25 protein-coding genes and 1 pseudogene are annotated in these 26,275 nt (G+C 37.7%); all 26 read right to left on the bottom strand.

Annotated features, from left to right (window positions below):
• Positions 1–1,065: an ABC transporter permease gene (locus V7138_RS19135; RefSeq protein ID WP_335400463.1), complete on the bottom strand. Its 1,065-nt coding sequence runs from the start codon at positions 1,063–1,065 to the stop codon at positions 1–3.
• Positions 1,062–2,588: an ABC transporter ATP-binding protein gene (locus V7138_RS19130; protein ID WP_335400461.1), complete on the bottom strand. Its 1,527-nt coding sequence runs from the start codon at positions 2,586–2,588 to the stop codon at positions 1,062–1,064. Before V7138_RS19130 ends, V7138_RS19135 begins: the two co-directional genes overlap by 4 nt.
• Before the next feature lie 125 nt (positions 2,589–2,713).
• Positions 2,714–3,823, bottom strand: a complete 1,110-nt coding sequence (locus tag V7138_RS19125) for a BMP family lipoprotein (RefSeq protein ID WP_335400459.1) — start codon at positions 3,821–3,823, stop codon at positions 2,714–2,716.
• 105 nt (positions 3,824–3,928) lie between these two features.
• A complete protein-coding gene (locus tag V7138_RS19120) occupies positions 3,929–4,654 on the bottom strand; it encodes a GntR family transcriptional regulator (protein ID WP_335400455.1) in 726 nt (241 codons plus the stop codon).
• Between the two features lie 159 nt (positions 4,655–4,813).
• Entirely contained in the window at positions 4,814–7,144 is a 2,331-nt protein-coding gene (locus tag V7138_RS19115; protein ID WP_335400452.1) for a DNA translocase FtsK, read from the bottom strand.
• Positions 7,145–7,315: 171 nt separating this feature from the next.
• A complete protein-coding gene (locus V7138_RS19110; RefSeq protein WP_335400448.1) occupies positions 7,316–7,525 on the bottom strand; it encodes a YlzJ-like family protein in 210 nt (69 codons plus the stop codon).
• Positions 7,522–8,277: a ClpP family protease gene (locus V7138_RS19105; RefSeq protein ID WP_335400446.1), complete on the bottom strand. Its 756-nt coding sequence runs from the start codon at positions 8,275–8,277 to the stop codon at positions 7,522–7,524. The genes V7138_RS19110 and V7138_RS19105 overlap by 4 nt, the downstream gene beginning before the upstream one ends.
• 120 nt (positions 8,278–8,397) lie before the next feature.
• Positions 8,398–9,261 (bottom strand): 4-hydroxy-tetrahydrodipicolinate synthase, encoded by an 864-nt coding sequence (dapA, locus tag V7138_RS19100; protein WP_335400442.1) that lies wholly within the window; start codon positions 9,259–9,261, stop codon positions 8,398–8,400.
• Positions 9,262–9,388: 127 nt separating this feature from the next.
• Positions 9,389–10,630, bottom strand: coding sequence for an aspartate kinase (gene dapG, locus V7138_RS19095; RefSeq protein ID WP_335400439.1), 1,242 nt, complete (start codon positions 10,628–10,630; stop codon positions 9,389–9,391).
• 29 nt (positions 10,631–10,659) lie between these two features.
• On the bottom strand, positions 10,660–11,712 hold the full coding sequence (gene asd, locus V7138_RS19090; RefSeq protein ID WP_335400436.1) for an aspartate-semialdehyde dehydrogenase: 1,053 nt from the start codon (positions 11,710–11,712) through the stop codon (positions 10,660–10,662).
• A gap of 125 nt (positions 11,713–11,837) precedes the next feature.
• The gene (gene dpaB, locus V7138_RS19085; protein WP_335400433.1) at positions 11,838–12,443 is read right to left on the bottom strand and encodes a dipicolinate synthase subunit B; all 606 of its coding nucleotides are present in this window, start codon (positions 12,441–12,443) and stop codon (positions 11,838–11,840) included.
• Between the two features lies 1 nt (position 12,444).
• The gene (dpaA, locus tag V7138_RS19080; protein WP_335400430.1) at positions 12,445–13,344 is read right to left on the bottom strand and encodes a dipicolinic acid synthetase subunit A; all 900 of its coding nucleotides are present in this window, start codon (positions 13,342–13,344) and stop codon (positions 12,445–12,447) included.
• Between the two features lie 268 nt (positions 13,345–13,612).
• Positions 13,613–13,873 (bottom strand): YlmC/YmxH family sporulation protein, encoded by a 261-nt coding sequence (locus V7138_RS19075; RefSeq protein WP_335400429.1) that lies wholly within the window; start codon positions 13,871–13,873, stop codon positions 13,613–13,615.
• Positions 13,874–13,938: 65 nt separating this feature from the next.
• Positions 13,939–15,180: a M16 family metallopeptidase gene (locus V7138_RS19070; RefSeq protein WP_335400426.1), complete on the bottom strand. Its 1,242-nt coding sequence runs from the start codon at positions 15,178–15,180 to the stop codon at positions 13,939–13,941.
• A gap of 30 nt (positions 15,181–15,210) precedes the next feature.
• Complete coding sequence (locus tag V7138_RS19065; RefSeq protein ID WP_335400423.1) at positions 15,211–16,185, bottom strand: polysaccharide deacetylase family protein; 975 nt, start codon at positions 16,183–16,185, stop codon at positions 15,211–15,213.
• Between the two features lie 250 nt (positions 16,186–16,435).
• On the bottom strand, positions 16,436–18,556 hold the full coding sequence (gene pnp / locus V7138_RS19060; RefSeq protein WP_335400420.1) for a polyribonucleotide nucleotidyltransferase: 2,121 nt from the start codon (positions 18,554–18,556) through the stop codon (positions 16,436–16,438).
• Positions 18,557–18,750: 194 nt separating this feature from the next.
• Positions 18,751–19,020, bottom strand: a complete 270-nt coding sequence (gene rpsO / locus V7138_RS19055) for a 30S ribosomal protein S15 (RefSeq protein WP_136378383.1) — start codon at positions 19,018–19,020, stop codon at positions 18,751–18,753.
• Between the two features lie 84 nt (positions 19,021–19,104).
• Positions 19,105–20,089: pseudogene (gene ribF / locus V7138_RS19050) on the bottom strand (bifunctional riboflavin kinase/FAD synthetase).
• 36 nt (positions 20,090–20,125) lie between these two features.
• Complete coding sequence (gene truB / locus V7138_RS19045; protein WP_335400414.1) at positions 20,126–21,052, bottom strand: tRNA pseudouridine(55) synthase TruB; 927 nt, start codon at positions 21,050–21,052, stop codon at positions 20,126–20,128.
• A 100-nt stretch (positions 21,053–21,152) separates the two neighbouring features.
• Positions 21,153–21,518, bottom strand: coding sequence for a 30S ribosome-binding factor RbfA (gene rbfA, locus V7138_RS19040; RefSeq protein ID WP_335400411.1), 366 nt, complete (start codon positions 21,516–21,518; stop codon positions 21,153–21,155).
• Positions 21,519–21,532: 14 nt separating this feature from the next.
• Positions 21,533–21,811, bottom strand: coding sequence for a DUF503 domain-containing protein (locus tag V7138_RS19035; RefSeq protein ID WP_335400409.1), 279 nt, complete (start codon positions 21,809–21,811; stop codon positions 21,533–21,535).
• Positions 21,808–23,997 carry a translation initiation factor IF-2 gene (gene infB / locus V7138_RS19030; protein ID WP_335400406.1) on the bottom strand — a complete coding sequence of 730 codons (2,190 nt, stop codon included), beginning with the start codon at positions 23,995–23,997 and terminating at the stop codon, positions 21,808–21,810. The genes V7138_RS19035 and infB overlap by 4 nt, the downstream gene beginning before the upstream one ends.
• A 19-nt stretch (positions 23,998–24,016) precedes the next feature.
• On the bottom strand, positions 24,017–24,319 hold the full coding sequence (locus tag V7138_RS19025; protein WP_335400404.1) for a YlxQ family RNA-binding protein: 303 nt from the start codon (positions 24,317–24,319) through the stop codon (positions 24,017–24,019).
• Between the two features lie 8 nt (positions 24,320–24,327).
• On the bottom strand, positions 24,328–24,597 hold the full coding sequence (gene rnpM / locus V7138_RS19020) for an RNase P modulator RnpM (RefSeq protein WP_335400401.1): 270 nt from the start codon (positions 24,595–24,597) through the stop codon (positions 24,328–24,330).
• An 11-nt stretch (positions 24,598–24,608) separates the two neighbouring features.
• The gene (gene nusA, locus V7138_RS19015) at positions 24,609–25,742 is read right to left on the bottom strand and encodes a transcription termination factor NusA (RefSeq protein WP_335400399.1); all 1,134 of its coding nucleotides are present in this window, start codon (positions 25,740–25,742) and stop codon (positions 24,609–24,611) included.
• Between the two features lie 33 nt (positions 25,743–25,775).
• Positions 25,776–26,249, bottom strand: coding sequence for a ribosome maturation factor RimP (gene rimP, locus V7138_RS19010; protein ID WP_335400397.1), 474 nt, complete (start codon positions 26,247–26,249; stop codon positions 25,776–25,778).
• Positions 26,250–26,275 lie beyond the last annotated feature (26 nt).

Raw genomic sequence — 26,275 nt, 5'->3', positions numbered from 1 at the left:
TTACGCTTCCTCCTTTTTCACAGCAGTGCTGTCATTTCGTCGTCTCTTAAACTTATTTAGTAATCGTTCAATTAAAATACTTGTAGCTGCGAAATAAATGATAATTGCAATAATCGTATTTGCAATCTCTGGTGGGATTTCTGTCATAGCATTCATAAATCCTGTTCCGGAATAGAGAATTCCGAAAAATACAGCTGCAAAGAATACCCCAATTGGATTATTCGCTCCTAATAAGGCTACTGCAATTCCATCAAAGCCTTGACTTGGTAAATTACCAATTTGCATCGTGCTTGCATTACCTGTGTACATTGCTACTCCGGCGAGACCTGCTAAGCCTCCGGAAATTAACATTGATAACACGATATTAGAATTCACACGCATTCCTGCAAATTCTGCAGCGTGACGGTTAAAACCAACGGCTTTTAATTCAAATCCCAACGTCGTTTTATTGATAATAAACCCAATGATTATAACTGCTATAATACCTAAGAACAAACCTAGATTAATATAAGAGCCTTGGAACATTTCGGTTAGAAATGGTGCTCTTAACGTTGCTTCATCTGGTAATTTTCTTGATTCGGTCTCAAGGAATTCACCTTTGAAATAACCAGGGACTACGTAATAAACAGTCCAATAGGCCACCCAGTTCATCATAATCGTGGAAACAACCTCATGTACATTAAACCTTGCTTTTAGCAAACCTGGAATAAATGCCCAAAGCGCGCCACCAATAAACCCTATTAAAATCATTACAAGTAATAGAACGGGTCTCGACCATTCGAACGTTAAACCAACGGCTGTTGCAAGTAACCCTCCGATTAACATCTGACCAGAAGCCCCGATATTAAATAAGCCTGTCCGGAAAGCGAAAGCAACTGATAAACCAGTGAATATTAATGGGGTTGCTGTTGCTAATGTATCACCGATTCTAGAAATGTTTTTCAAACCACCCTGGAACAAATAGAGATACCCTTCAAAAGGATTACTTCCAATTAAGAACATTAAAATTCCACCGGCGATTAGACCAAAAAGCACTGCAATTAACGAAATCATTGTAGTTCTCATACACTTCTCTCCTTACCTACACCCGCCATCATGAGGCCAACCTCATTTTCATTTGTTTCTGAGGCATTAACAACACCAATAAGTTCACCATTGTTTACGATGGCAATCCGGTCTGATAGCTGCAACACTTCATCAAGTTCCAACGAGATTAAAAGTACAGCTTTTCCTTTATCACGATGTTCAATTAATCGTTTATGAATATACTCAATTGACCCAACATCTAGTCCCCTTGTTGGTTGAACAGCTACTAGCAATTCAGGATCTAATTCTAGCTCACGTCCAATAATTGCTTTTTGTTGGTTACCGCCCGATAAAGTTCTCGCTATGGAAGTTTCCCCTTCACCTGAACGCACATCAAAGTTCTCTAGTATTTTCTTTGCATATTCTTTCATTGCAGATACATTTAATAGACCATACTTTGAAAATGGTGGTTTATTATAAACTTCTAATACCATATTGGATTGAAGTGTGTAATCTAAAACAAGACCTCGTTTTTGTCTATCTTCAGGTATATGAGCAATCCCTTTTTCAATACGTTGTCGCACTGGAAGTGTTGTAATATCCTCGCCGTTTAACAGGATCTTTCCTGATTCTACTTTGCGAAGACCTGTGATGGCTTCCACTAACTCCGATTGACCATTGCCTTCAACACCAGCAATACCGACAATTTCTCCTTTTCGTACATTTAGAGAAAAGTTTTTTAATCCCATTACTTTTCTATTATTTTTTACAGAAAGGGAATCTATGTCTAATACCACATCACCTGGTTTACTTTCTTCTTTAACAACATTAAAGGAAACATGTCGACCAACCATCATCTCAGCTAAACTAGCTTCACTTGTTTCAGCCACATTCACCGTTCCTATGTATTTACCGCGTCGAATAACTGTACAGCGATCTGCCACTGCTTTAATTTCTTTTAATTTATGGGTAATGATGATGATTGATTTTCCTTCTTTAATAAGGTTTTTCATAATCTTCATTAATTCATCTATTTCACTCGGGGTTAAGACAGCTGTCGGCTCATCAAAAATGAGCACATCAGCCTCACGGAAAAGCATCTTCATGATTTCAACCCGTTGCTGCATTCCAACTGAAATGTCTTCTATTTTTGCGTGTGGATCCACATTGAGTCCATAATATTTGGATAACTCTGCAATTCGTTTTGCGGCACTTTTAACATCTAAAACAACCCCACTCTTTAGTGGTTCACTTCCTAAAATGATATTTTCAGTAACCGTAAAGTTTTCAACTAACTTAAAATGTTGGTGTACCATTCCAATTCCTAGACGATTTGCCACATTAGGGTTGGAAATATGTACCTGTTCTCCGTTAACTTTGATAATTCCTTGTTCCGGTTGATACATTCCAAATAAAACACCCATGAGCGTGGACTTACCTGCCCCATTTTCACCAAGTAGAGCGTGTATCTCTCCCTTTTTTAATGTAAGAGTGATATTATCATTCGCTACAATACCCGGAAACTCTTTTCTGATATTCAGCATTTCCACAACATATTCCATAGTAGCACTCACCTTTTTCCTTATTATAGGAGTCTCCTATTCGTTTCCAAAAAAATGTGTTACCTCTACGTCTAATTTTAATATAAAAGAGACGGATGAAACCGTCTCTTTTATCAGCAAATTTATTACTTGATTAAGTTCCCTTGTTCACCGGAGACTTTAATTTCACCTGATTTAATCTTTTCAAAAACTTCATTTACTTTGTTAACAGTTTCTTCGCTTAAATTAGGATTCTCATCCGGAAGGCCTACCCCATCATTTTTTGCATCATATGTTATAGTTTGTCCGCCTGGGAATTCTCCGTCAAGTTCTTGTTTGATAATTTCTTTAGTAGCATGAGTGATTTTCTTCATTGCAGAAGTTAAGATAACGGATTTATTGTTAGCTTCATCATAAATTCCATCAGCGTATTGGTCAACATCAACTCCTACAACCCAAACTTCTTCACCATTACCTGCACGAGTTTTTCCTTCATTGATTGCTCCAACACCTACACCACCTGCAGCGACAAAGATTACATTTACACCACGGTCATACATGGATGCTGCAATTTGTCCACCCGCTGCAGAATCAGTAAACGTACCTTGGTAGACAACGTTTTGTTCTTTAATGCCAAGATTTGTTCCCAAATTTTCATTTGCATATGTTACACCTTGTTGGAATCCCCAGTTAAACTTTTGTACAGCAGGGATTTCCATACCACCGATAAATCCAGCTTCTCCTTCTTTTAACTCTAGAGCAGTTGCAACACCAGCTAAGAAACCGGATTCATGCTCAGCAAAAAATACCGCAACCGTGTTGTCAGCAACATCCGGAACAAAGTCACCTTTATGTGGGTTACCGTCTATAATTACAAATTTTGCATCTTCGTATTTAGACTGTGCTTGATAAATTGCTGTTTCAAATTTAAAACCTGGTGTAAACATGAACTTGTAACCAGCATCATAAAGATTGCCAATCTCTTTTAAGTATTCTGCTTCTATTTCACCAGCAGGTCTAAGGTATTTCTCTTGTATACCATATTCTTCTTTAGCAGCCAAGATTCCTTCCCATGTACCTTGGTTAAATGATTTATCATCAATTGTACCAGCATCAGTAACCATACCTACTTTTAGGTCGGCACCTTCGCCATTCCCTTTGCCTGTACCTTCTTCATCTGTGCTTCCACAAGCACCTAGTAATGTTCCAGCAGCAAGAAGAAATGCAAGACCGAAACCAGCTTTCTTTTTAAACATGAGTTAACCCCCTAAAAATTTTAAATCAAAACAAATTCTTACTATTATTTATTTGTTAGTAACGGACTACTTATTCACCTCCTTGAAGTGCGCATTTTTACCAGATTATAATACACGTTTTCTTACAACATGGAAGGAAAATTTGTCCGCTCTAAAATAATTTTGTGAAAATAATACTGGCTCATCATTTTCATCATAATGCATTTGTTTTAATAGCAAGAGGGCTGTTTCCGGATCACAATTTAATACTGGGGAAATGGTCTCATGATACCCAATGGGTTCAATATGAGTCACGGCATATGTAATCTTTTTTCCCGCTTTATTTTCTAATAATTCAAAGATTGATTCTTCATGTGAGTAGGTAGAAGGTAAATTTTTACTAAGAATTTTATCAATACAATACACAACTGGCTCACCGTTTGCAGTACGTACCCGCTCAATCACCGTTATTTCTTCATTTTCTACACAACTGAAGCCTTTAATATCACCATCAGTAGGTGTTTTAATCGTTTTGGACAAAAAAATTGTACCAGGCGACATACCGGCTTGAATAATCATATCTGTTATACTGCTAATTTGCTCAATTCCAGAATTAAAGAGTGGTTTCGCATTGACAAAGGTTCCAACGCCATGTCTTCTAATAATGACATTCTCTTCTTCTAGAATTCGTAAAGCTTCTCTTAAGGTTGCTCTACTAACACCTAGTTGCTTAGCCAGGAGAAATTCCGATGGTAGTTTTTCCTTTTCTTTATAAATTCCGTTGTCAATATCAAGTCTGATTTGATCTATCACTTGCAAGTACAATGGTCGATTGTCCAACTTGATAGTCATCTGCTGTTCCCCCAGTTTTTATATAGTCATCAGACCTCTGATGTTAGACCCTTATTAATCCGAAAATAACTATATCATTTTTTCTAAAAGAAATAAATAAGAATTGCGTAATTTGTCGAAAAAAAAGAAGAGCAACTGCTCTTCTATAATCAAATGTAATTAACTCCCAACATCTTCGTTTTTTGCAGAAACAAGAACCACCCTTGGTTTGCTACCTTCATAAGGACCAACAACACCTCTTAACTCCATAGCATCGATCAATCTAGCAGCTCTTGTATATCCAATTCGGAACCTACGTTGTAGCATAGAAACAGAAGCTGTTTGCATTTCAATTACAAGTTGTACAGCATCCTCATATAATTCATCATCCACTTCATCAGTCGTTTCAACCGTATCAGTCGGAATCATTTCCTCTTGATATTGTGCTTTTTGTTGAGATATGACGAAATTTACAACTTCTTCAACTTCGTCATCAGATAAAAATGCACCCTGTACCCGAACAGGCTTTGAAGCTCCAACAGGTAAAAAGAGCATATCACCTCGACCTAATAACTTTTCGGCTCCCCCCATATCTAGAATTGTCCTAGAATCTGTTTGCGAAGAGACGCTAAAAGCAATACGTGATGGAATATTTGCTTTAATAACACCTGTAATTACGTCGACTGAAGGTCGTTGTGTTGCGATAATTAAGTGAATACCGGCAGCACGAGCCATCTGCGCTAAACGGGTGATTGAATCCTCAACATCTGATGAAGCTACCATCATTAAATCTGCTAGCTCATCGACAATCACAATAATATATGGAAGAGTAGGTTGCTTAGCCTCTTCTTCACTATTATGACGACAAATATAGTCATTGTAGCCTTCGATATTTCTTGTATGAGTATGTGCGAATAATTCATATCGACGTTCCATCTCATTTACGACTTTTTTAAGAGCTTGTGATGCCTTTTTAGGATCTGTCACAACCGGTGCTAATAAATGTGGAATTCCGTTATAGACATTCAATTCAACCATTTTCGGGTCAATCATCATCATTTTCACTTCATGAGGTTTTGCCCTCATTAAAACACTTGTAATGATACCGTTAATACATACACTCTTACCACTACCTGTCGCCCCTGCAACTAATAAGTGTGGCATTTTATTGAGTTCTGCAAATTTTGCCTCACCTGAGATATCGCGGCCAAGTCCAATTAATAGCTTAGAATCTGAACGTTGAGGTTCAATATCCTCTAATACTTCACGGAGCGACACAACAGCAATTTCGGAATTTGGCACCTCAATCCCAACCGCCGATTTACCAGGGATTGGTGCCTCAATGCGAATATCTTTTGCTGCTAAAGCAAGTGCTAAATCGTCACTTAAATTCACGATTTTACTAACTTTTACCCCAACATCAGGATACACTTCATATTTTGTAACCGCTGGCCCGAGGTGAACTTTTGTGACCTTTGCCTTTACCCCAAAGCTATGGAATGTTTTTTCTAGCTTTCTAGCATTTTCATAAATATTTTCATGCTCTGCACTTTGACTTGTTTGTTTCGGAGGATGAAGAAGATCAATAGGTGGTAATTCATAATCAACATTCTCCAGTTCACCTTCTGTAAAGGTAATGGGCATTTTCTCATCATGATCATCGTCTTTTGCATGATGTTGTTGCACATGTTTTTCGTGCTGGGCCTCTTGGTCTTTTGTATATGCCTTGTCTGCAAAGTTTGAGATAATCGGCTCAATCGGAATTTCAACAGGGTCGTCTTCAAGTGGGTCGTCCTGTGAAACATGACTATCTAGTTTTTTAGGCTCTTTCCTCTTCTTTTGTTTTTCTTTTTTAGGCTGGCTTTTGCGTTGTTGGGACCAATCCTTGAGATCATCTACAAATGCAATCCATTGATTCTTAAAAAATAAAACAACAGGATGAAAGATTTTCGCAATTGTGTCATGGAGTGATTTACCCGTCACCAGCACACCACCAATTACAATTAAAAAGACCGAAATGATTTTTGTACCCGTTTCATCAAATAAGAAATATGACGCAGCAAATAGGATTGAACCAATCATTCCTCCGCCTAAATCCGTTGTACTCGTATCCCCATTCACAACTGCCCAAAACATGCTCCAAGTATTCTTAATAACACTAGGGTCTGTGAATTTGCCTTCATTTGTTTGCAAATTAAATAAGGGGATATGACTTAATAGTAGCATTGCGCTAATGATTAAGTAGACTCCTATTAATTGCCTTGTAATAATTTTTGGCCATGTTCGGTTCCAAATGATATAAAGTGAAACAAGCAATAGTCCGATTAATCCAAGAATGTCCCAATTCCCAAGGAAAAATCGAAATAGATAGACAAGCCCCGTTCCCACTGTTCCGAGCCTAGCTAATCCTATACACGCCAAAGCTAGCAATAGTAATCCTAGCAATTCAAATTTAAGTGTTTTTTTCCATTCATCTTTTCGTTTCGACTGTCTACGTTTTCGTTTTGCCATACTACACCTACTCTACCAATCAATAACAGTAAGGCAGCCATAATATGGCTGCCTCTGTAATGAAAATCTACTTAAATTATAGCACAATCAAATGCGCCTTGGCGTATTTGTGCCTAGATTTTTTGAGTGCTCGAAAAGTTTCCTCTGAAAATCTTCAGCATCCGCTTTGTCTCAAAGTCTTATTTTCTGCCCCGGTGAATACCTTCCGTCTAGAAAGTGTTGCGGGTCTGTGCTCATTACTCTTTCGATGATATACTCACCATTTTGAGAATGACTAACCGCCAACGAAACTCCATTTACATCGACATATTTAAATTGATTATCTTCCATATCAGTTTGCGGATAAATTAGCTCCTGAGGCATCATCGTATATAAAATCATTGAATCATCTGCTCACTTTCATTGGAAAGATTTTTCTCATCAATTAACTCATTCAATTTCTTAATCGCTTGCCCAATTCCCCCGATTTCATCAATAAGCCCGTACTCTACTGCATCCGAACCAATGACATTTGTCCCGATATCTCTTGTTAAATTGCCTTTTGAAAACATCAATTCCTTAAATTTTTCTTCACGAATATTTGAATGATTGATAACAAAATTCACAACGCGCTCTTGCATTTTATCAAGATACTCAAATGTCTGTGGCACTCCAATAACAAGTCCTGTTAGTCGGACTGGATGGATTGTCATGGTCGCCGATTCAGCAACAAAAGAATAATCGCAAGCCACAGCTATAGGTACGCCAATTGAATGTCCTCCACCTAAAACAATGGAAACAGTTGGTTTAGAGAGTGATGCTAGCATTTCAGAAATGGCAAGTCCTGCCTCCACATCTCCCCCCACTGTATTTAAGACAACAAGTAAACCTTCAATTTTAGGATTTTGTTCAATCGCAACAATTTGAGGGATTACATGTTCGTATTTTGTTGTTTTATTTTGTGGAGGCAATTGAACGTGACCTTCAATTTGGCCAACAATTGTCAGGCAATGAATTTTACTGTCATTTGACAATTGAGGGACATTTGTTTGTCCTAATTGCTGGATTTTGTCCACTAATGATGAGCCCTTAGATTCATTTTTATCTTGATCCCCTTGTGGTTGTTCTTCATTTATGTATTGATTATTATTCATTGTAATCTCCTTTCAACCCATTTACCATTTAGTATAAACACATGACCCCTTTTCATTCCGGTTTCTGGGGTGAAAGAAAAAAAGCCAATCTAATGATTGACCTTTATCCCAATTCTTTTTTTAAATTAAGTTTGATAATTGGATGCGTTCTTGCTCATTTAATGGAACAAGCGGCAAACGAACAGATCCAACGTCTAGTCCCTTTATTTGAAGAGCTGTTTTTACAGGAACAGGATTTGGTGCTGTAAATAGTCCCTTCATAATTGGTAACAGCTTTTGATGTAGCTTAGCAGCTTCAGTTGTATTACCAAGTAAAAATGAACTCACCATTTGCTTCATCTCATTACCGATTACATGAGAAGCAACCGATACTACACCCTTTGCACCAATTGAAAGTGCTGGTAATGTAATGCCATCATCACCACTGTATACTTCAAAACTTTCATCTGAATTGGCTATAATTTCGGTCATCGCCTCTAAGCTTCCGCTCGCTTCTTTTACGGCTACGATATTCGGAATCTTAGATAATTTAATAATGGTTTCAACCGACATATTAATTACTGACCTTCCCGGAATGTTGTAGAGCATAACCGGTAAATCTGTACTTTCGGCAATTGTTTTAAAATGCTGATAAAGCCCTTCCTGATTTGGCTTGTTGTAATACGGTACAACAAGCATAATCGCATCAACACCAGCTTCTTGTGCTTTTTTAGTTAGCTCGACTGATGCATACGTATTATTACTGCCTGTTCCAGCAATGACTGGAACCCTTCCATCAACTACTTTTACAACATGACGGAAAAGTGCTACTTTTTCCTCAGAAGATAATGTGGGAGATTCACCTGTTGTCCCTGCTACAACCAGTGATTCTGTACCATTGTTTAATAAATAATTGATCAACTGAGTTGTTTTGCCGAAATCAATATTTCCTTTATTATCAAATGGTGTCACCATCGCCGTAGAGATTCTTCCAAAATCAATCATGCTTTTACACCTACTCCCATCAATTACGCCTAGTTATATTAATAAGTACTAGGCTTGATCAAAAACTACATCCTTACTAGTATTGAAAAGAGAAGGGACACCCCAAAGTTGAAGGCTCCCTTTCATCTTAATAGTCTACCACTTCAGCTCCAACAGGTCCATCAGATAAATGGAATGCCTTGTGAAGAGCATTAATCGCTTCTATCATTTCGGATTCTTTTACAAGTACCCATATCGTTGACAGACTATCTGCAGATTGGAGAATTTGGATTCCTTTTTCCGAAAGTGCTGTTACAATGCGGGCAGTTACTCCGGGTACTCCATTCATTCCCGCTCCAACTGTTGCTACCTTCGCACATTTCTCATTCACTAAAGGTTCATATCCCATTTCTTTCAGTTTTGTAACAGCACGTTCCGTCATATCTCCTGAAACAGTGTAGACTACTCCGTTTGGTGTGATATTAAAGAAATCCACACTAATTTTTTCTTTTGCCATAGCCTTAAATACTTCAGTCTGAAGATTATATTGACCTTTTTTAGCTTGAACTTTTAATTGGGTAACATTTGTTACATGAGCAATACCTGTGATCAATCTTTCCTTGACCTCAACGCCTCTTCGCTTTTCTATGGTGGTTACAAGTGTACCTGGAGCATCACTATAGGTTGAACGCACTCTAATAGGTACCTTTGCTTCCATCGCAATTTCAACTGCACGTGGATGAATGACTTTTGCACCCTGATATGCCATGTTTACAATCTCGTTATATGTGACCACCGATAACGGTTTGGCATCTCCAACAATTCGAGGGTCCGCAGTCATGACGCCTTCCACATCTGTAAAAATATCAATCCATTCGGCTTGCAGCGCAACACCAAGAGCTGCTGCTGACGTGTCGCTTCCGCCTCTGCCTAGAGTCGTAATATCTCCTATTTTAGAGATGCCTTGAAAACCTGTGACTACTACGACATCATGGTCTTCAAGCGTTTGAAGTAACCTGTCGCACTTCATTTCCGTAATTCGGGCATTTGTATGATCATTATTGGTACGGAAGCCGGCCTGCCCACCGTTTAAGGCTGCTGCTGAGATCCCAGACTGATTCAACATATTGGTGAATACAACACTAGAAATAATCTCACCGCAGGATACTAGCATATCCATTTCTCTGTTGCTAATCTTAGCGTTCTGATCCCCTACTAAGCTTAGTAGTGTATCTGTTGCATAAGGGTCGCCTATACGACCCATTGCGGATACAACTACGACTACTTTATATCCATCAGAGACCGCACTCTTAATATGCGTTTTTGCTCTTTCACGAGATTCTTCATCTCGAACTGAGGTTCCGCCAAATTTTTGTACAACAATATTCATGAAACCACCTCATGTTTGGGTTGAAACGATTATTTTGCAACTAAGCCTAGCTTTAATAGACTGCCTGCAATTTGGACAGAGTTCCATGCGGCACCTTTTAATAAGTTGTCAGATACGACCCACATGTGGAATCCATTATCTTGGTCTAGGTCTTTTCTAATTCTACCTACGAATACATCTTTTTTACCGACTGCATGTATTGGCATTGGGTATACTTGCTCTGCAGGATTATCCTCTAGTACAATTCCTGGTGCAGTTGCGATTACCTCTTTAACTTCCTCAGCAGAAACATCATTTTGAGCAACTTCAAAATAAACAGATTCAGAATGTCCAGTTTCAACTGGTAAACGAACACAGGTTGCCGCAACATGAAGTTCTGGTAAGTGCATGATTTTTTTTGTTTCATTAATCATTTTCATTTCTTCAAAAGTAAATCCATTTTCCTCAAATTTATCAATTTGTGGAATGGCATTAAATGCGATTTGATAATGCTTTTTGTCACCTTTTACAGGTAAAACTTTTGGAGTAAATTCGTTTCCTTCAATAATATCCTTTGTCTGCTCATTCATTTCTGAAATGGCAGCTACTCCAGAACCTGAAACTGCTTGATATGTTGAAACAATAACCTTTGATAAACCATATGCTTTACGGATTGGTTCTAAAGCGACAACCATTTGAATGGTTGAACAGTTTGGATTTGCGATAATTCCTTTGTGATTAAGAAGGTCGTTTTCATTTACCTCTGGAACAACAAGAGGAACATTTTCATCCATTCTAAATGCACTTGTGTTATCTACTACAATTGCACCACGTTTAACAGCTTCTGGCGCTAGTTCTTTCGAAACACCACCACCAGCACTAAATAATGCAATATCAACACCTTCAAATTTTTCAGGAGTTGCAACCTCAACTGTTACTTCTTTACCCTTATACGTAATCTTTTTACCAGCAGAACGTTCTGATGATAATAAAGTTAGTTTTGTTAATGGAAAATTCGTTTCTTCAAGTGTTTTGAGCATTTGCATTCCTACGGCACCTGTAGCACCTACAACCGCAACATGTAATTCTTTTTCTACTGTCATTTGTTATTCCCCTTCCTAGTAATGCTAGAACGTCTAATTTACGTTTAATGATATATATTTTACCACATACAAGTAGTAAAGGAGAGAAGAATTTTCATTCTTTCTCCTTTATTATGAAGATTTCATTAGTTTTCGTCGTCACGGTACCTTTCAACAAGGACTGGCTGTAATTGTTTTCCTTCAATTGCTGCAGCTACCGTATCTCTAAGCATGGTCATGCGAGCAACCATTGAATTAGGCTTCTTCATTGGTGCGTCCTGGCCATAAGGGATAAAATAAATATTCTTAGTTGCCATGAGTCTCATGAGGTTTACACCATTTAAGCCTAATGCATCATTCGTAGAAATTCCTAAAACAACAGGATTTTGATTTCGTAATGTGGCTTTCGCAGCCATTAAAACAGGAGAATCTGTTAAGGCGTTGGCGAATTTACTCATGGAATTCCCTGTAAGAGGAGCAATCACCATGCAATCCAGCGGGAGTTTAGGACCTAATGGCTCGGCTTTTACAATTGAATCAATTACTTTATTGCCTGTCGCTTTTTCGATTTTTTCGATCCACTCTGCACCTTCTCCAAAACGTGTATTTGTTGACTGTACAGTCCAAGAAACTACAGGTAATACATCAGCACCTTCGTCTACAAGTTTTATAATTTCAGGGAATACTGCATCATACGTACAATGGGACCCTGTTAAACCAAATCCGATTCTTTTTCCTTTTAATGATGTCATATTATTCTTTCTCCTCTCTTTGTTGTAATAACTCAAGAAGTAGTTGAGATAATACATTCGCAACGATTTGGCCTGCTGTCTTAGGTGCTACAATACCAGGTAATCCAGGAGCTAATAATGCTTTAATTCCTCTTTTTTCTGCATACCTAAAATCAGTTCCCCCTGGCTTCGATGCGAGATCAACAATCAATGTGTGAGCAGGCATTTTTGAAATCACACTTGCTGTGACAATTAAATGCGGGACCGTATTAATACAAACATCAATATCCTTAACCTCATTCGAAAGATTGGAAAGTTGAAATGGTGTTAATCCCATCTCTGTAATTCTCGCAATATGTTCTGTTTTTCTGGCACCAACTTTAACATTTGCTCCTAATGCAGCAAAGCTTCTTGCCACACTCATTCCAACCCTTCCTAATCCAAGTACCGCAACATCTGAATTATGAATGGTTATATCCGTATGTTGGATTACCATCATAATTGTTCCTTCAACAGTTGGAATGGAATTATAAATAGCCACATCATCTCTTTCAAATAAACGTACTAATTTTCGATTTGTAGCATTCACGATTCCATCTAAATACGAATTGCTTATTCCCGAATAAACTACACAGTGTTCAGGTGTTTGTGCCAGGATTTCCTCTGATAAGACGACCGTTTCATTTGAAAAAATGGTTTCAACTTCACCTTCACTGTTTGTTCCGGATACCGGCAAAATAATTGCATCTATATCTGAAAAATCAATTTCGTCTAATCGTTCTTTTGAAGCTCCAGTAAATCCATGGTCCAATTGGTCAAATCCAATCAAAGAAAGCCTTGCATCTAACTCAATTAGTTTACGAATCACTTCTAACTGTCGTGCGTCTCCACCAATGATTGCTACATGCATATCAGTTAACATACGTTTTATCACCTTCTTTACCAAAAATGAAGCTCGAATGAATGTGAGTAAGTGAATGCCTCACACCAGCGTTCTCGGCTTTTCTCCTATAGTTAGGAGGGAAACTTTCCGCAAAAGCATTTAATAAAATCACCACAATTTTATCTACTCCACCATACTATGAGGCAAAACGAAAATAGGTGAATGAACAGAGAAAAATTTGATTAGAATAACATTTTTCTCAAAAAATAAAAACCCACGGAAAAATTTCCGTGGGTTCCTCTTTTTTCTATTCATTTTCCTCTGTGTCGTATTCGTCAGGAATATCAATGATGATCATATCAGTTCCGATTTTACGAATATGCTGCCAAGACACTCGAACTTCATTTCCTTGCTTTTTTAAACCAAACCATTTTAAAGAAGGAATAATGAGAGCCTTAATTTGACCTGTTCTTTCATCAATTTCAAGATCTGTTTGACCTAAAACACCTAATCTTTCGGCACGTTTGACATCGACAATTTCTTTTCCACTTAATTCGCTTAATCTCAACGAAGACCACCCCTTCAATGTCCTTTGTACATTTTATGGAGTAGTCCACTTTTTTAGAAGTAAATTCAGTTTGAAAGCTTACTTGGTAAATCATCAGAAGGACTAATTAACGCTAGTGAAAAATCATCCTTGAATATTTGTGTTGCCATTGAATTGACACTATCTTCATTTACTGCATTTATTTCATCAATAATTTGATCAAGACTCTTATGTTCTTTTAATAATAATTCATTTTTACCGTTTCGGCTCATTCTGCTATTTGTACTTTCAAGGCTAAGCATAAGGCTGCCTTTCATTTGTTCCTTGCTATTTTTTAATTCTTTTTCAGTAATACCGTCTGCTTTTAGCTTTGCTAATGTATCCTGAATTGTTTCAAATAACAGATTTAGTTGCTTACTACCTGTTCCCCCGTAAATTGTCACCATCCCCGCATCCTTATACGAAGAATGATAAGAGAAAACAGAATAGGCAAGGCCTCTTTGCTCACGCACTTCTTGGAATAATCGACTGCTCATGCTGCCACCAAGAATATTATTTAACACAATTAAGTCATATACGTCTTTATCCCCGATTTGCAAGCCATTAAAGCCTAAACAGAGATGAGCTTGTTCGGTTTCTTTTTTACGTGTGATTTTATTTGCATGGAATGATGGCTTTTGTAATTCTTGCTTAGTTTGATTACCTGAATAACTACCAAAATAGGCTTCAACTTCAGAGATGAAGTTTTCATTAATATTTCCTGCAATAGAGATTACAACTTTGTCCGGTGTATACATTTCATTCATATATTGACGCAGCATATCTCCATTAAAGGTTTCCAATGTCTCTTCAGTACCCAGAATCGGATAACCTAATGGGTGGTTCTCATAGCTTGCTTTACTTAATAAGTCATGGACGATATCATCTGGCGTATCTTCATACATTTTAATCTCTTCGAAGACCACATTTTTTTCTTTTTTCAATTCTTCTTCGTCAAAGGTCGAATTAAAAAACATATCGGCTAGAACATCTAATGCAAATTTTGAATGTTCGTCTAATACCTTTGCATAATAACAAGTATATTCTTTTGATGTGAACGCATTTACCTGTCCACCAATGCTATCGAATGACTCTGCAATCTCTCTAGCAGATCTTGTTTTTGTTCCTTTGAAAAACATGTGCTCAAGGAAATGAGAAATCCCGTTGTTCACTGGGTTTTCATTTCGTGACCCTGTCCCAATCCAGACACCAATTGCTACTGATCGAACAGTGGGGATGTTTTCTAATACAATTCTTACACCATTTTGACAAGTATATTTTTTGATCAAGGTTGTATTCCTCCTGTTCTTAAAGCACCGTTACTTTTTCTTTAGTATGATTCGTTCTTCGTTTAATAATGTAGAAACATTGTCTATTGCCAAATCTTTTTGTTTAATTGATAGAATTAGTCTTTCAAGACTTTGAGCAGTTGGTGATGTCGGATGCATTAAAACAAGAGCTCCAGGGTGAATTTTCCCCATTACTCTCTGGACTAATACATGTGGCTGTGGACGCTGCCAATCGATTGTATCAACACTCCACATAATTGTTTTCATCCCCAGCTCATCTGCTATTTTAACAACTTCGTCACGGTAACTTCCACTTGGAGGTGCAAAAAGATTCGGCTTCTTCCCTGTTGCTGCCTCAATTACCTGATTCGTCTTAATTAATTGCTCCCTAACAAGCTCAGAAGACAATTTTTTCATATCTGGATGTGTATAGGAATGATTACCAACCTCATGCCCGGCATCTACAATCATTTTTGCTAAATCAGGATTTTCCTTGACCCATCGACCTTCCAAGAAAAAAGTTGCTTTTACATTATGTTTTTTTAGAGTTTCGAGCATATCAGGAATATATTCATTTCCCCATGCGACATTTATTAAAAATGAAACCATCGGTTTGTTTGGATGACCACGGTAAATCGCGGAGGATGGTAAATCTTTTAAATGTACTTTTGGTGAGAGCTGCTTATACACGAGCTTACTTTCATCAAAGGTACCAGCTTTTTTCATCTTTTCATAGGAAGCTTGAATATCCACCTCGAGACCATTCAGGCCAGGTGTTGCTTTCCAAACAGGGTCTATTTTAGCATCTTCCGCAGGGATGCTATACTCAATTGCCCTTTTTTCAATTTCATTTAATAGTTGATCACCTTTACTGCTAACAGGTATTGCGTCAGCGCCCTCTTTTAACCCCTTGACGTAATCATTTGTATACGGATTATGTAAGGACCCAATAGAAATTAGTAAAATGCATATAAAAACAAAAAATTGTATGTATTGTTTTTTCATCATTATCCCCCTCTTTACTAGAAAATATGTAAAGGAAGGACAAGGTAGAACTTAAAATAAGAAAAGTGTAAGGCGCCCGTTTATCGGCGACAAGCATAAGACGAGCGCTGGCAGAAGGTGCCCTTTACCTTCAGAAGCGATTGGCTTATGACCTCGAGCCGATGGCGCCTGGAACTAGACACCAAAAACTATGTAGAAACATTGCGTTTATAAAACCTAAAAAGCCCGGTTTACCAGGCTTTAGAATAAATTAATTTTGTTGTTGTTTTTCTTTTTCCTTTTGTTCACGTAAGACAGCTTTTCTAGATAAGTTCACTCGACCTTGCTTATCAATTTCTGTAACTTTTACGAGTATTTCATCACCAAGTGCGACAACATCCTCAACTTTTCCAACTCGCTCTTCAGCAAGCTCAGAAATATGAACAAGTCCATCTTTACCACTGAAAATTTCAACAAATGCACCGAATTTTTCAATGCGTTTTACTTTACCAAGATACATCTGACCCACTTCTACTTCACGAACGATATCCTCAATGATTTTCTTAGCTTTTTGATTCATCGCCTCATCAACAGAAGATATAAAGACTGTACCATCTTGTTCAATATCGATTTTCACGCCAGTTTCATCAATGATCTTATTGATTTGTTTACCACTTGGTCCAATCACATCACGAATCTTATCTGGATTGATTGCCATTGTTAAAATCTTTGGCGCGTATTTAGAAAGCTCAGATCTTGGTGTTGTTAAAGTGGCTAACATGGAATCCAAAATCTGCATACGACCTTTTTTCGCTTGTTGCAATGCTTCTTCAAGAATATCGCGGGAAAGGCCAGCAATTTTAATGTCCATTTGAAGGGCTGTAACACCTTTTGATGTTCCGGCAACCTTAAAGTCCATGTCTCCTAAATGATCTTCCATACCTTGAATATCCGTTAATACGGTATAATGTTCACCTGATTTAACAAGTCCCATTGCAATACCAGCTACAGGAGCTTTAATCGGAACACCTGCATCCATCATCGCAAGTGTACTTGCACAAATACTTGCTTGTGAAGTAGACCCATTTGATTCTAACACTTCAGATACAAGACGAATTGTATATGGGAAATCTTTTTCAGAAGGAACCACAGGTTCTAATGCACGTTCCCCTAAAGCACCATGCCCAATTTCACGACGTCCAGGACCTCTCATTGGACCCGTTTCACCAACACTGAATTGTGGGAAATTATAGTGGTGCATAAAACGTTTTGTCTCTTCAATTCCTAATCCATCTAAAATTTGCACGTCCCCTAAAGCACCAAGTGTACAAATACTTAATGCCTGGGTTTGTCCACGTGTAAATAATCCTGAACCATGTGTACGTGATAATAATCCTACTTCTGATGAAAGTGGACGAATTTCATCAATTTGTCTTCCATCCGGACGAACCTTTTCAACGGTGATTAAGCGACGAACCTCTTCTTTTACAAGTTTATTTAAAATTTCCTTCACTTGCTTAATGGTAGCTTCATCAGCTTCCTGTCCTTCGTATTCAGCCACAATTGCTACCTTGACTTCATTAATTGCATCTTCTCTTGCATGCTTTTCAGCAACTTGTACAGCTTTATTGATGTCTTCTTCTGCTTTTGCTCGAATTTGCGCTTCTAGCTCTGAATCAAGCTCATAAAGAACAATTTCCCTTTTTTCTTTACCGACTTCAGCTACTATTTTTTCTTGGAATGCGATTAAACGCTTGATTTCCTCATGGCCAAACATAATAGCTTCCAGCATCACTTCTTCAGGGACCTCATCTGCACCTGCTTCAACCATGTTAATAGCATCTTTTGTTCCAGCAACTACTAAATGGATATCACTTTTTTCTTGATCTGCTACTGAAGGGTTAATGATAAACTGATTGTCTACTCGACCAACCGTTACACCTGCAATTGGACCCTCAAATGGGATATCTGAAACAGATAATGCTAAGGAAGAACCAAACATAGCCGCCATTTCAGATGAACAATCCTGATCCACACTCATGACAATGCTGACTACTTGAACTTCATTTCTAAATCCATCAGCAAACAAAGGTCGTATTGGACGGTCTATTAATCGACTTGCTAGAATTGCTTTTTCACTTGGTCTACCTTCACGTTTAATAAATCCTCCAGGGATTTTTCCAACTGCATATAATCGCTCTTCATAGTTTACAGTAAGTGGAAAGAAATCTAATGGTTTTGGTTCTTTTGACGCGGTTGCTGTACTTAAGACAGCCGTTTCTCCATAGCGAACTAATGCAGCTCCATTAGCTTGTTTCGCTAATTGACCAATTTCGACGGTCAGTTGCCTGCCAGCCCAGTCCATGGAAAAAATTTGCTTTCCTTGTTCCATATAATAGTACCCCTCTCTAAATCACATTCAAAATGTATATTATGTACTGATAGTATGAACTAATTTATTCGAACATATCAATACTCGTTCAATATGTAAAGTGAATTTTGTTCAAATATAGTAGAAAAGAAGGAAAAATATCCCTCCATTTTTAACCTAATAAAAAAGCGGGAATGCTCCCGCTTTTTCGTAGATTATCGACGTAGTCCAAGCTTGTTGATTAATTCACGGTAACGAGTAACGTCTTTATTACGAAGATATGTTAATAAATTACGACGTTTACCAACCATCTTTAATAGACCACGACGTGAATGATGATCTTTCTTGTGTGTACGTAAATGATCATTTAACTTATTGATTTGCTCAGTTAGGACAGCGATTTGAACCTCTGGTGAACCAGTGTCATTTTCATGAGTTTTAAACTCGCTGATAATTTCATTCTTACGCTCTTGTGTGATAGCCATCCTATTCACCTCCTATAATAGTATCCCCGATTACCTAGCAGACGTTGGTGATTCGAACTGCCACGCAATGGTTCTTTTTCATACTTAACTAGAATACAACTTTTTATGATAAAAAGCAAGTATGTTCGTCTATTTTCTCAAAGTATTGCTTTGCCTGTTCCTTATCCTGGCCAATTTGTTTGATTAACTCATCTATGGACGGAAACTTTCTTTCGGAACGTATTCTGTTATGCCATTCTACGACGACTTCTTCCTTATAGATGTCTTCATTAAAGTCAAACAGATGAACTTCAATTGATGGTACAGTCTCATCTTTATTAAAGGTAGGTTTTACCCCAAGGTTACAAACACCATTATACCATTTTGAACCGACCTTTAATCTGACGGAATATACCCCCATTTTAGGGATAATATACTCCTCACTCGTTTTTACATTTGCTGTCGGAAAGCCGATTGTTCTTCCTCGTTTATCACCATCAACTACGGTACCTTTAACTGTATAAAATCTACCCAAAAGCGGAGGAAGTAGGTCCACTTCTCCTTTTTGAATCAAGTCTCGAATTACTGTCGAACTCACCTTCTCATTATTGAAGGTTAATTTCTCAACAGTCGTCTGAGTAAAACGTCCATTAGCTAGATCGGGAAGAATGTCCATTGTTCCCTTTCCAAATCGACCAAATGTAAAATCGAATCCTGCAACAACATGCTTCACATTCAAACCAATAATGTATTGATCGACAAATTGTTGTGGTGATAAACTTGCAAACTCAGATGAGAAATTTACAATATATAAATAATCAATTTCCATTCCTTCAAATAACTCTTGTTTGTGATGTAATGGAGTAATATATTGAACATCCGTCACATCTTTTTTAAGGACAATTGATGGATGAGGATCAAATGTCATAACAGAACATGCGATTCCTTGCTTCTCTGCTTCTTTCTTAGCAGTGTCAACAACCTTCTGATGACCTAAATGAATACCATCAAAATATCCCAAAGCTAAAACAGTTGGAGGTAAATCTGTTTGATTAAAGGAATGTGGGTGTGTGATATGAATCGTTTTCACTTCTAATTCACCTTTTCTACTTTCGAATAACCTATCTTATTTTAATTCCTGGTTATTAACTAATACTTTAATAGGTTTTATCAATTGTGTTTTTTCTGGATGTCGTTGATATATTGCTAGGATTTCTCCTTGATGAAAAACAGCAATAGGTTCCCCAGCAGGAATCTCATTTAATTCTTGTGGAAGCGGGAAAACAGACCCATTTTTTACTTTCTCTGCTACTTTATCATTAATTAAAATTTTGCGCAAATGAGAAAGAGCATCTTCAATCTTTAGAAGTTGGTCCTCTGCTGTTCCCGTTTGGACATACTCCTCTAATTCTTCTAGCGTCACGCATTGATCAAGGGTAAAGTCACCCGAAGAGGTCCTTATCAAATCAGACATATGAGATGGATACCCAAGTTTTTCGCCGATCTGCACAGCTAAAGTTCGAACATATGTGCCCTTACTGCAAGTTACACGAAAACGAAAAGAGGCCGTTCCATCCATTTGAACGATATCACTGAGCAGCTCTAGTTTATGAATAGTTATTTTCCGAGATGGTCTTTCGATTACCAAACCTTGTCTAGCGTACTCATAGAGGCGTTTTCCATTAACTTTGACTGCAGAATACATAGGAGGTGTTTGAACGATTTCACCAGTTAATGAACGAAATACGTCTAAAACTTCAGCTGTTGTAATTTGCCGTTCGACTCGTTTTTCTTCCACCCTTTCACCTGACGCATCCTCTGTTGTCGTTGAAAAACCGATTGTCGCTTCCCCTTCATAGGTTTTATTTGCAGCTGTTACATATTCCGCGATCTTTGTTGCTCGTCCTAAACAAATGGGTAATACTCCTGAAACATCAGGATCTAATGTGCCCGTATGGCCTACTTTTTTCATTTTAATTAACTTTCGCACCTTAAAAACACAATCATGGGAAGTCATCCCTTTTGGTTTATTGAGTAATAAAATTCCATCCACTAAGAGCCACTCCCTAACTTTTCTCTTATGCTTTCGTTGTTTATGTATAAAAAACAACTGAAAAAAGGGATAGACTTTATAAAAAAGCCTATCCTCCCCCTTATTCTCGGTTTGATTCTTGATTTGATTCCTTATTAATTTCATGAAGGATGGATTCAATCCGATTCCCGTAATCAATTGATTCGTCAAACTCAAATAGAATTTCCGGTGTTTTCCGTAAACGAATACGCTGACCGATTTCTGAGCGGATAAAGCCTTTTGCTTTGGCAAGACCTTTTAACGTATTCTGTCTTTGTTCTTCATCACCTAAAACCGATATAAAAACTTTAGCTTGCTGAAGGTCTCCAGTAACTTGGACGTCGGTTACAGTAACAAATCCGATCCGAGGATCCTTGATTTTCCGTCCAATGATATCACTTAATTCCTTTTTCATTTGTTCTCCAACACGATTAGGTCGTAAACTCATCTAGATATCACCTCTTATAACCACTCAAAGTCGGTTATTGTTCGATCTAATTCTGGGAACGAATCAATAAACTTTAGGGCATTGTTTAATTCGAGTTCAGAATGCTTTCGACTCGAAGACACAGTAACGATTGCTATCTTGGTGCGTTGCCATGTATCTTGATAGTCTACCTCTGCAACTGAAACATTAAACTTTTGTTTGAGTCGAGTCATAACACTTTGTAATACGGCTCGTTTTGCTTTTAGAGAATTTGCATCATATATGACACATTCGCACTCTACATAGCCGATCAATGACGATCAACTTCTTCCATCACGAATGCTTCAATGATGTCTCCTTCTTTAATATCGTTATATTTTGTAATTGTTATACCACACTCGTAGCCTTGTGCAACTTCTTTGACATCATCTTTGAATCGTTTCAATGTATCAAGTTCACCTTCAAAGATAACAACTCCATTACGGATTAGGCGCACTCCACTATCACGTGTAATTTTTCCATCTGTTACATAAGAACCAGCAATTGTACCAATCTTAGATACTTTAAAGGTAGTACGAACTTCCGCTTGACCGATTACTTTTTCTTCAAATTCTGGGTCAAGCATACCCTTCATAGCGGATTCGATTTCTTCAATTGCTTTATAGATAATTCGGTGAAGGCGGATATCAACTTCCTCTGCTTCAGCAGTTCGCTTTGCATTCACATCAGGTCGTACATTAAATCCGATTACAATCGCGTTTGATGCTGATGCGAGAGTAATATCTGATTCATTAATTGCACCGACACCTGTATGAATAATCTTAACTTTAACACCTTCTACATCTATTTTTTGAAGAGATGCAGCTAATGCCTCTACTGAGCCTTGAACATCAGCTTTAACAATAAGATTAATTTCCTTCATTTCACCTTGTTTAATGTGCTCAAATAAATCTTCAAGACTAACTTTTACTTTATCACCACGTTGCTCTACTAATTGCTTTTGAGCTCTAGCTTCTCCAACCTGGCGTGCTTTCTTTTCATCTTCAAATACAACAAACTGGTCGCCAGCTTGTGGTACATCATTTAACCCTGTGACTTCTACAGGAGTGGATGGACCAGCCTCTTTGACACGACGGCCAATGTCATTAACCATTGCACGGACACGACCAAATGTGTTTCCAACTACAATTGGATCACCAACACGAAGTGTTCCATTTTGAACTAATAATGTTGCAACAGAACCTCTGCCTTTATCAAGTTGTGCTTCAATGACTGTTCCAGTCGCTCTTCGCTTCGGATTTGCTTTGTATTCCTCAACTTCACTGACAAGAAGAATCATTTCGAGTAAGTTGTCGATACCTTCACCTGTTAATGCCGAGATTGGAACGAAAATGGTGTCTCCACCCCAATCCTCTGGAATGAGCCCATGTTCTGTTAATTCCTGCATAACACGATCAGGATTTGCAGTTGGTTTATCCATTTTATTAACAGCTACGATGATTGGAACCTCAGCAGCCTTCGCATGGTTAATCGCTTCTACTGTTTGTGGCATTACACCATCATCTGCAGCAACAACTAAGATAGTGATATCCGTAACTTGAGCACCTCTTGCACGCATAGTTGTAAACGCAGCATGTCCTGGAGTGTCCAAGAACGTAATTTTCTTATCATTTACAACTACTTGATATGCACCAATATGCTGAGTGATACCACCGGCTTCGCCAGCTGTGACCTTTGTATTTCTGATTGAATCAAGGGTGGTTGTTTTACCATGGTCAACATGTCCCATGATTGTTACGATAGCTGGTCTTTCAATTAAATCTGCATCGTTATCTTCTTCAACATACTGTTCAAATTCGGTAACGTCAAAGACAATTTCTTCTTCAACCGCTACTCCATAATCAGATGCAATTAATTCAATTGAATCCTTATCAAGTTCTTGGTTAATTGTAGCCATAACACCTAGCATGAAAAGCTTTTTAATAATTTCTGAAGGTTCTTTGCCTAGTTTTTTAGCTAATTCCCCAACCGTTAATGAACCGATAAACGTAATCTTTTCAGGCAATTTCTTTTCAGGCTTTGGTTGAACAGGTTGATGTTGATTATGCTGACGAATATTACCTCTTTGTTTGTTTTTATTATTCTTATTATTTCTATTATTATTATTAGACTGGAATCCCTTTTTTTGTCCTACAGTTTCGGTTTTTTTACTACCGTCACGATTTTTAGGAGGTACAGGCTTTTTCTTCGTTTCTTTTTTGTCAACCACTTCTTTATCATTAACAGGTAGTTTTGCTGTACTATTTTTGGTTTGTTCCTTCACAGGCTGAACCTGTTCTGACTTCTTTCCAAATGATTGATCTAATTTATTCAAAATATCTCCCTCTATCGTTGCCATATGATTTTTAACCTCAATGTCCATCTCTTTAAGCTTATTAATTACTTCTTTACTTGAGATATTTTGTTTTTTTGCATATTCGTATACACGCATTTTACTCATATGTTCACCCCCAAATATGTTAATCGAGCAAGTGACTAATTTTTTTTGCAAACCCACTTTCTGTTATTGCGACAACCACTCTTGCATCCTTTCCAATTGAATGCCCTAATGTATACCTATCGCTTACAGTACGAAGTTGAACTTGATAATACGTGCTTTTATCCGTAATTTTCTTTGTAGTGTTTGCTGACGCATCTTCAGATAAGAGAACTAGCTTTGCGTTTCCATTGCGAATTTCCTTCACAACAAGTTCTTCTCCTGAAATGACTTTTCTCGCTCGATTGGCAAGACCCAATAACGACATCCATTCCTTGTTTTCCATCTACAAAGCTACTCCTTATCTACCAATTGAAGTAATTCTTCATAGATTGAATCATCAATCGTTGCTTTCAGTTGACTAGCAAGAATGTTCTTTTTCTTTGCCATTAAAATACACTCTTTGTCTTTACTGAGGTATGCACCACGACCAGACTTTTTTCCAGTGAGGTCGATTGAAACTTCGCCTTCTTTGGAACGTACAATTCTGACAAGTTCCTTTTTTGGCTTCATTTCGCCACTAGCAATGCATTTCCGCAATGGTATTTTTTTATTACTTACCAATTTCCTTCACCTCACTCGATTTCTTCAGATTGCAAATCGAATGCTTCATCCTCGGCTTCTTCTTCATTGTCATCAAATAAACCAAAAGCCTCTCTTGGGAAAATCCCCGCTTGCTCAGCTTCTGTTTGACTTTTGATATCAATTTTCCACCCAGTTAGTTTTGCAGCTAAACGTGCGTTTTGTCCGCGTTTTCCAATTGCTAAAGATAATTGATAGTCAGGAACGACAACAGTTGTTGCTTTTTCTTCTTCGTGAACAATGACATCAAGTACTTTTGATGGACTTAAGGCATTCGCAACAAACACAACTGGATCATCAGACCACTTGACTATATCAATTTTCTCACCTTTTAATTCATTCACAATGGCTTGAACTCGTTGTCCCTTTGGACCAACACAAGAGCCAACTGGGTCTACTTCAGAATTATCTGAGTGAACAGAAATCTTAGACCGATCTCCAGCTTCCCTCGCAACTGACTTAATCTCAACTGTTCCATCATAGATCTCAGGAACTTCAATCTCAAAAAGACGCTTTAATAATCCTGGATGTGTTCTAGAAACAAAGATTTGTGGTCCTTTTGTTGTTCGTTCAACCTTTGTTATGTAGACTTTGATTCTGTCGTGCGGCTTATATTGTTCATTTGGCATTTGTTCGTTTACTGGAAGCAATGCTTCAATTTTCCCTAAACTTACATAGATAAACTTAGAATCTAGACGCTGAACGATTCCCGTCATGATATCTTCTTCGCGATCAATAAACTCTGAATAAATAACTCCTCTTTCTGCTTCACGAACACGTTGAGTTACAACCTGTTTTGCAGTTTGAGCGGCAATTCTACCAAAGTCTTTTGGTGTTACTTCAATTTCGACAACGTCTTCGACTTGGTAATTAGGATTAATGGTTCTTGCTTCATCCAAGGAGATTTCTAATCGTGGGTCAAACACTTCATCTACTACATCTTTTCTAGCAAACACACGCATCGAACCATTTGCTAAGTTTAAATCGACTCTTACATTTTGAGCCTGATTAAAATTCCGCTTATAAGCAGAAATAAGTGCTGCCTCAATTGCTTCAATAATTACATCTTTGCTAATGCCTTTTTCTTTCTCGAGCAATGTTAAGGCATCTAATAATTCACTACTCATTTCTTTTCTAATCCCCCTTATGAATTCTAACTATTAATGAAAAGTAACAGCAAGTCTTGCGTTTGCAACCTTTTCATACGGAATTTCTACAGATTTTTTGCGTGTTTTGACCATGATATTAATCGTAATTGTGCTTCCATCAAATGATGTAAGCTCTCCTTCAAAAATCTTTTCACCATCGATTGGTTCGTATGTTTTCACATACACCTGTTTTCCAATTGCCTTATCGAAGTCACTCATCTTTTTTAATGGGCGTTCAGCACCAGGACTTGATACTTCGAGAAAATAGTTATAAGGAATAGGATCTACTTCATCAAGCTTTTCGCTTAATTTTTCGCTTACGGTTCCACAATCTTCTATATCAACCCCTTTATCAGAGTCAATGTAGACACGTAAAAACCAGTCTTTTCCTTCCTTTACATACTCCACGTCGACAAGTTCCATTTGTAATTCAGTTACAATAGGTATCACTAATTCTTCCACTATTTGTGTTACCTTTTTACTCATGTTTTTCCTCCTAAGCTGAAAAGGAA

Source organism: Bacillus sp. JJ1533, from assembly GCF_036965045.1.
GTDB lineage: Bacteria > Bacillota > Bacilli > Bacillales > Bacillaceae_L > Ferdinandcohnia.
Note: the sequence above shows the minus strand (reverse complement) of the source record. Positions and strands in the feature narration are given on the sequence as shown.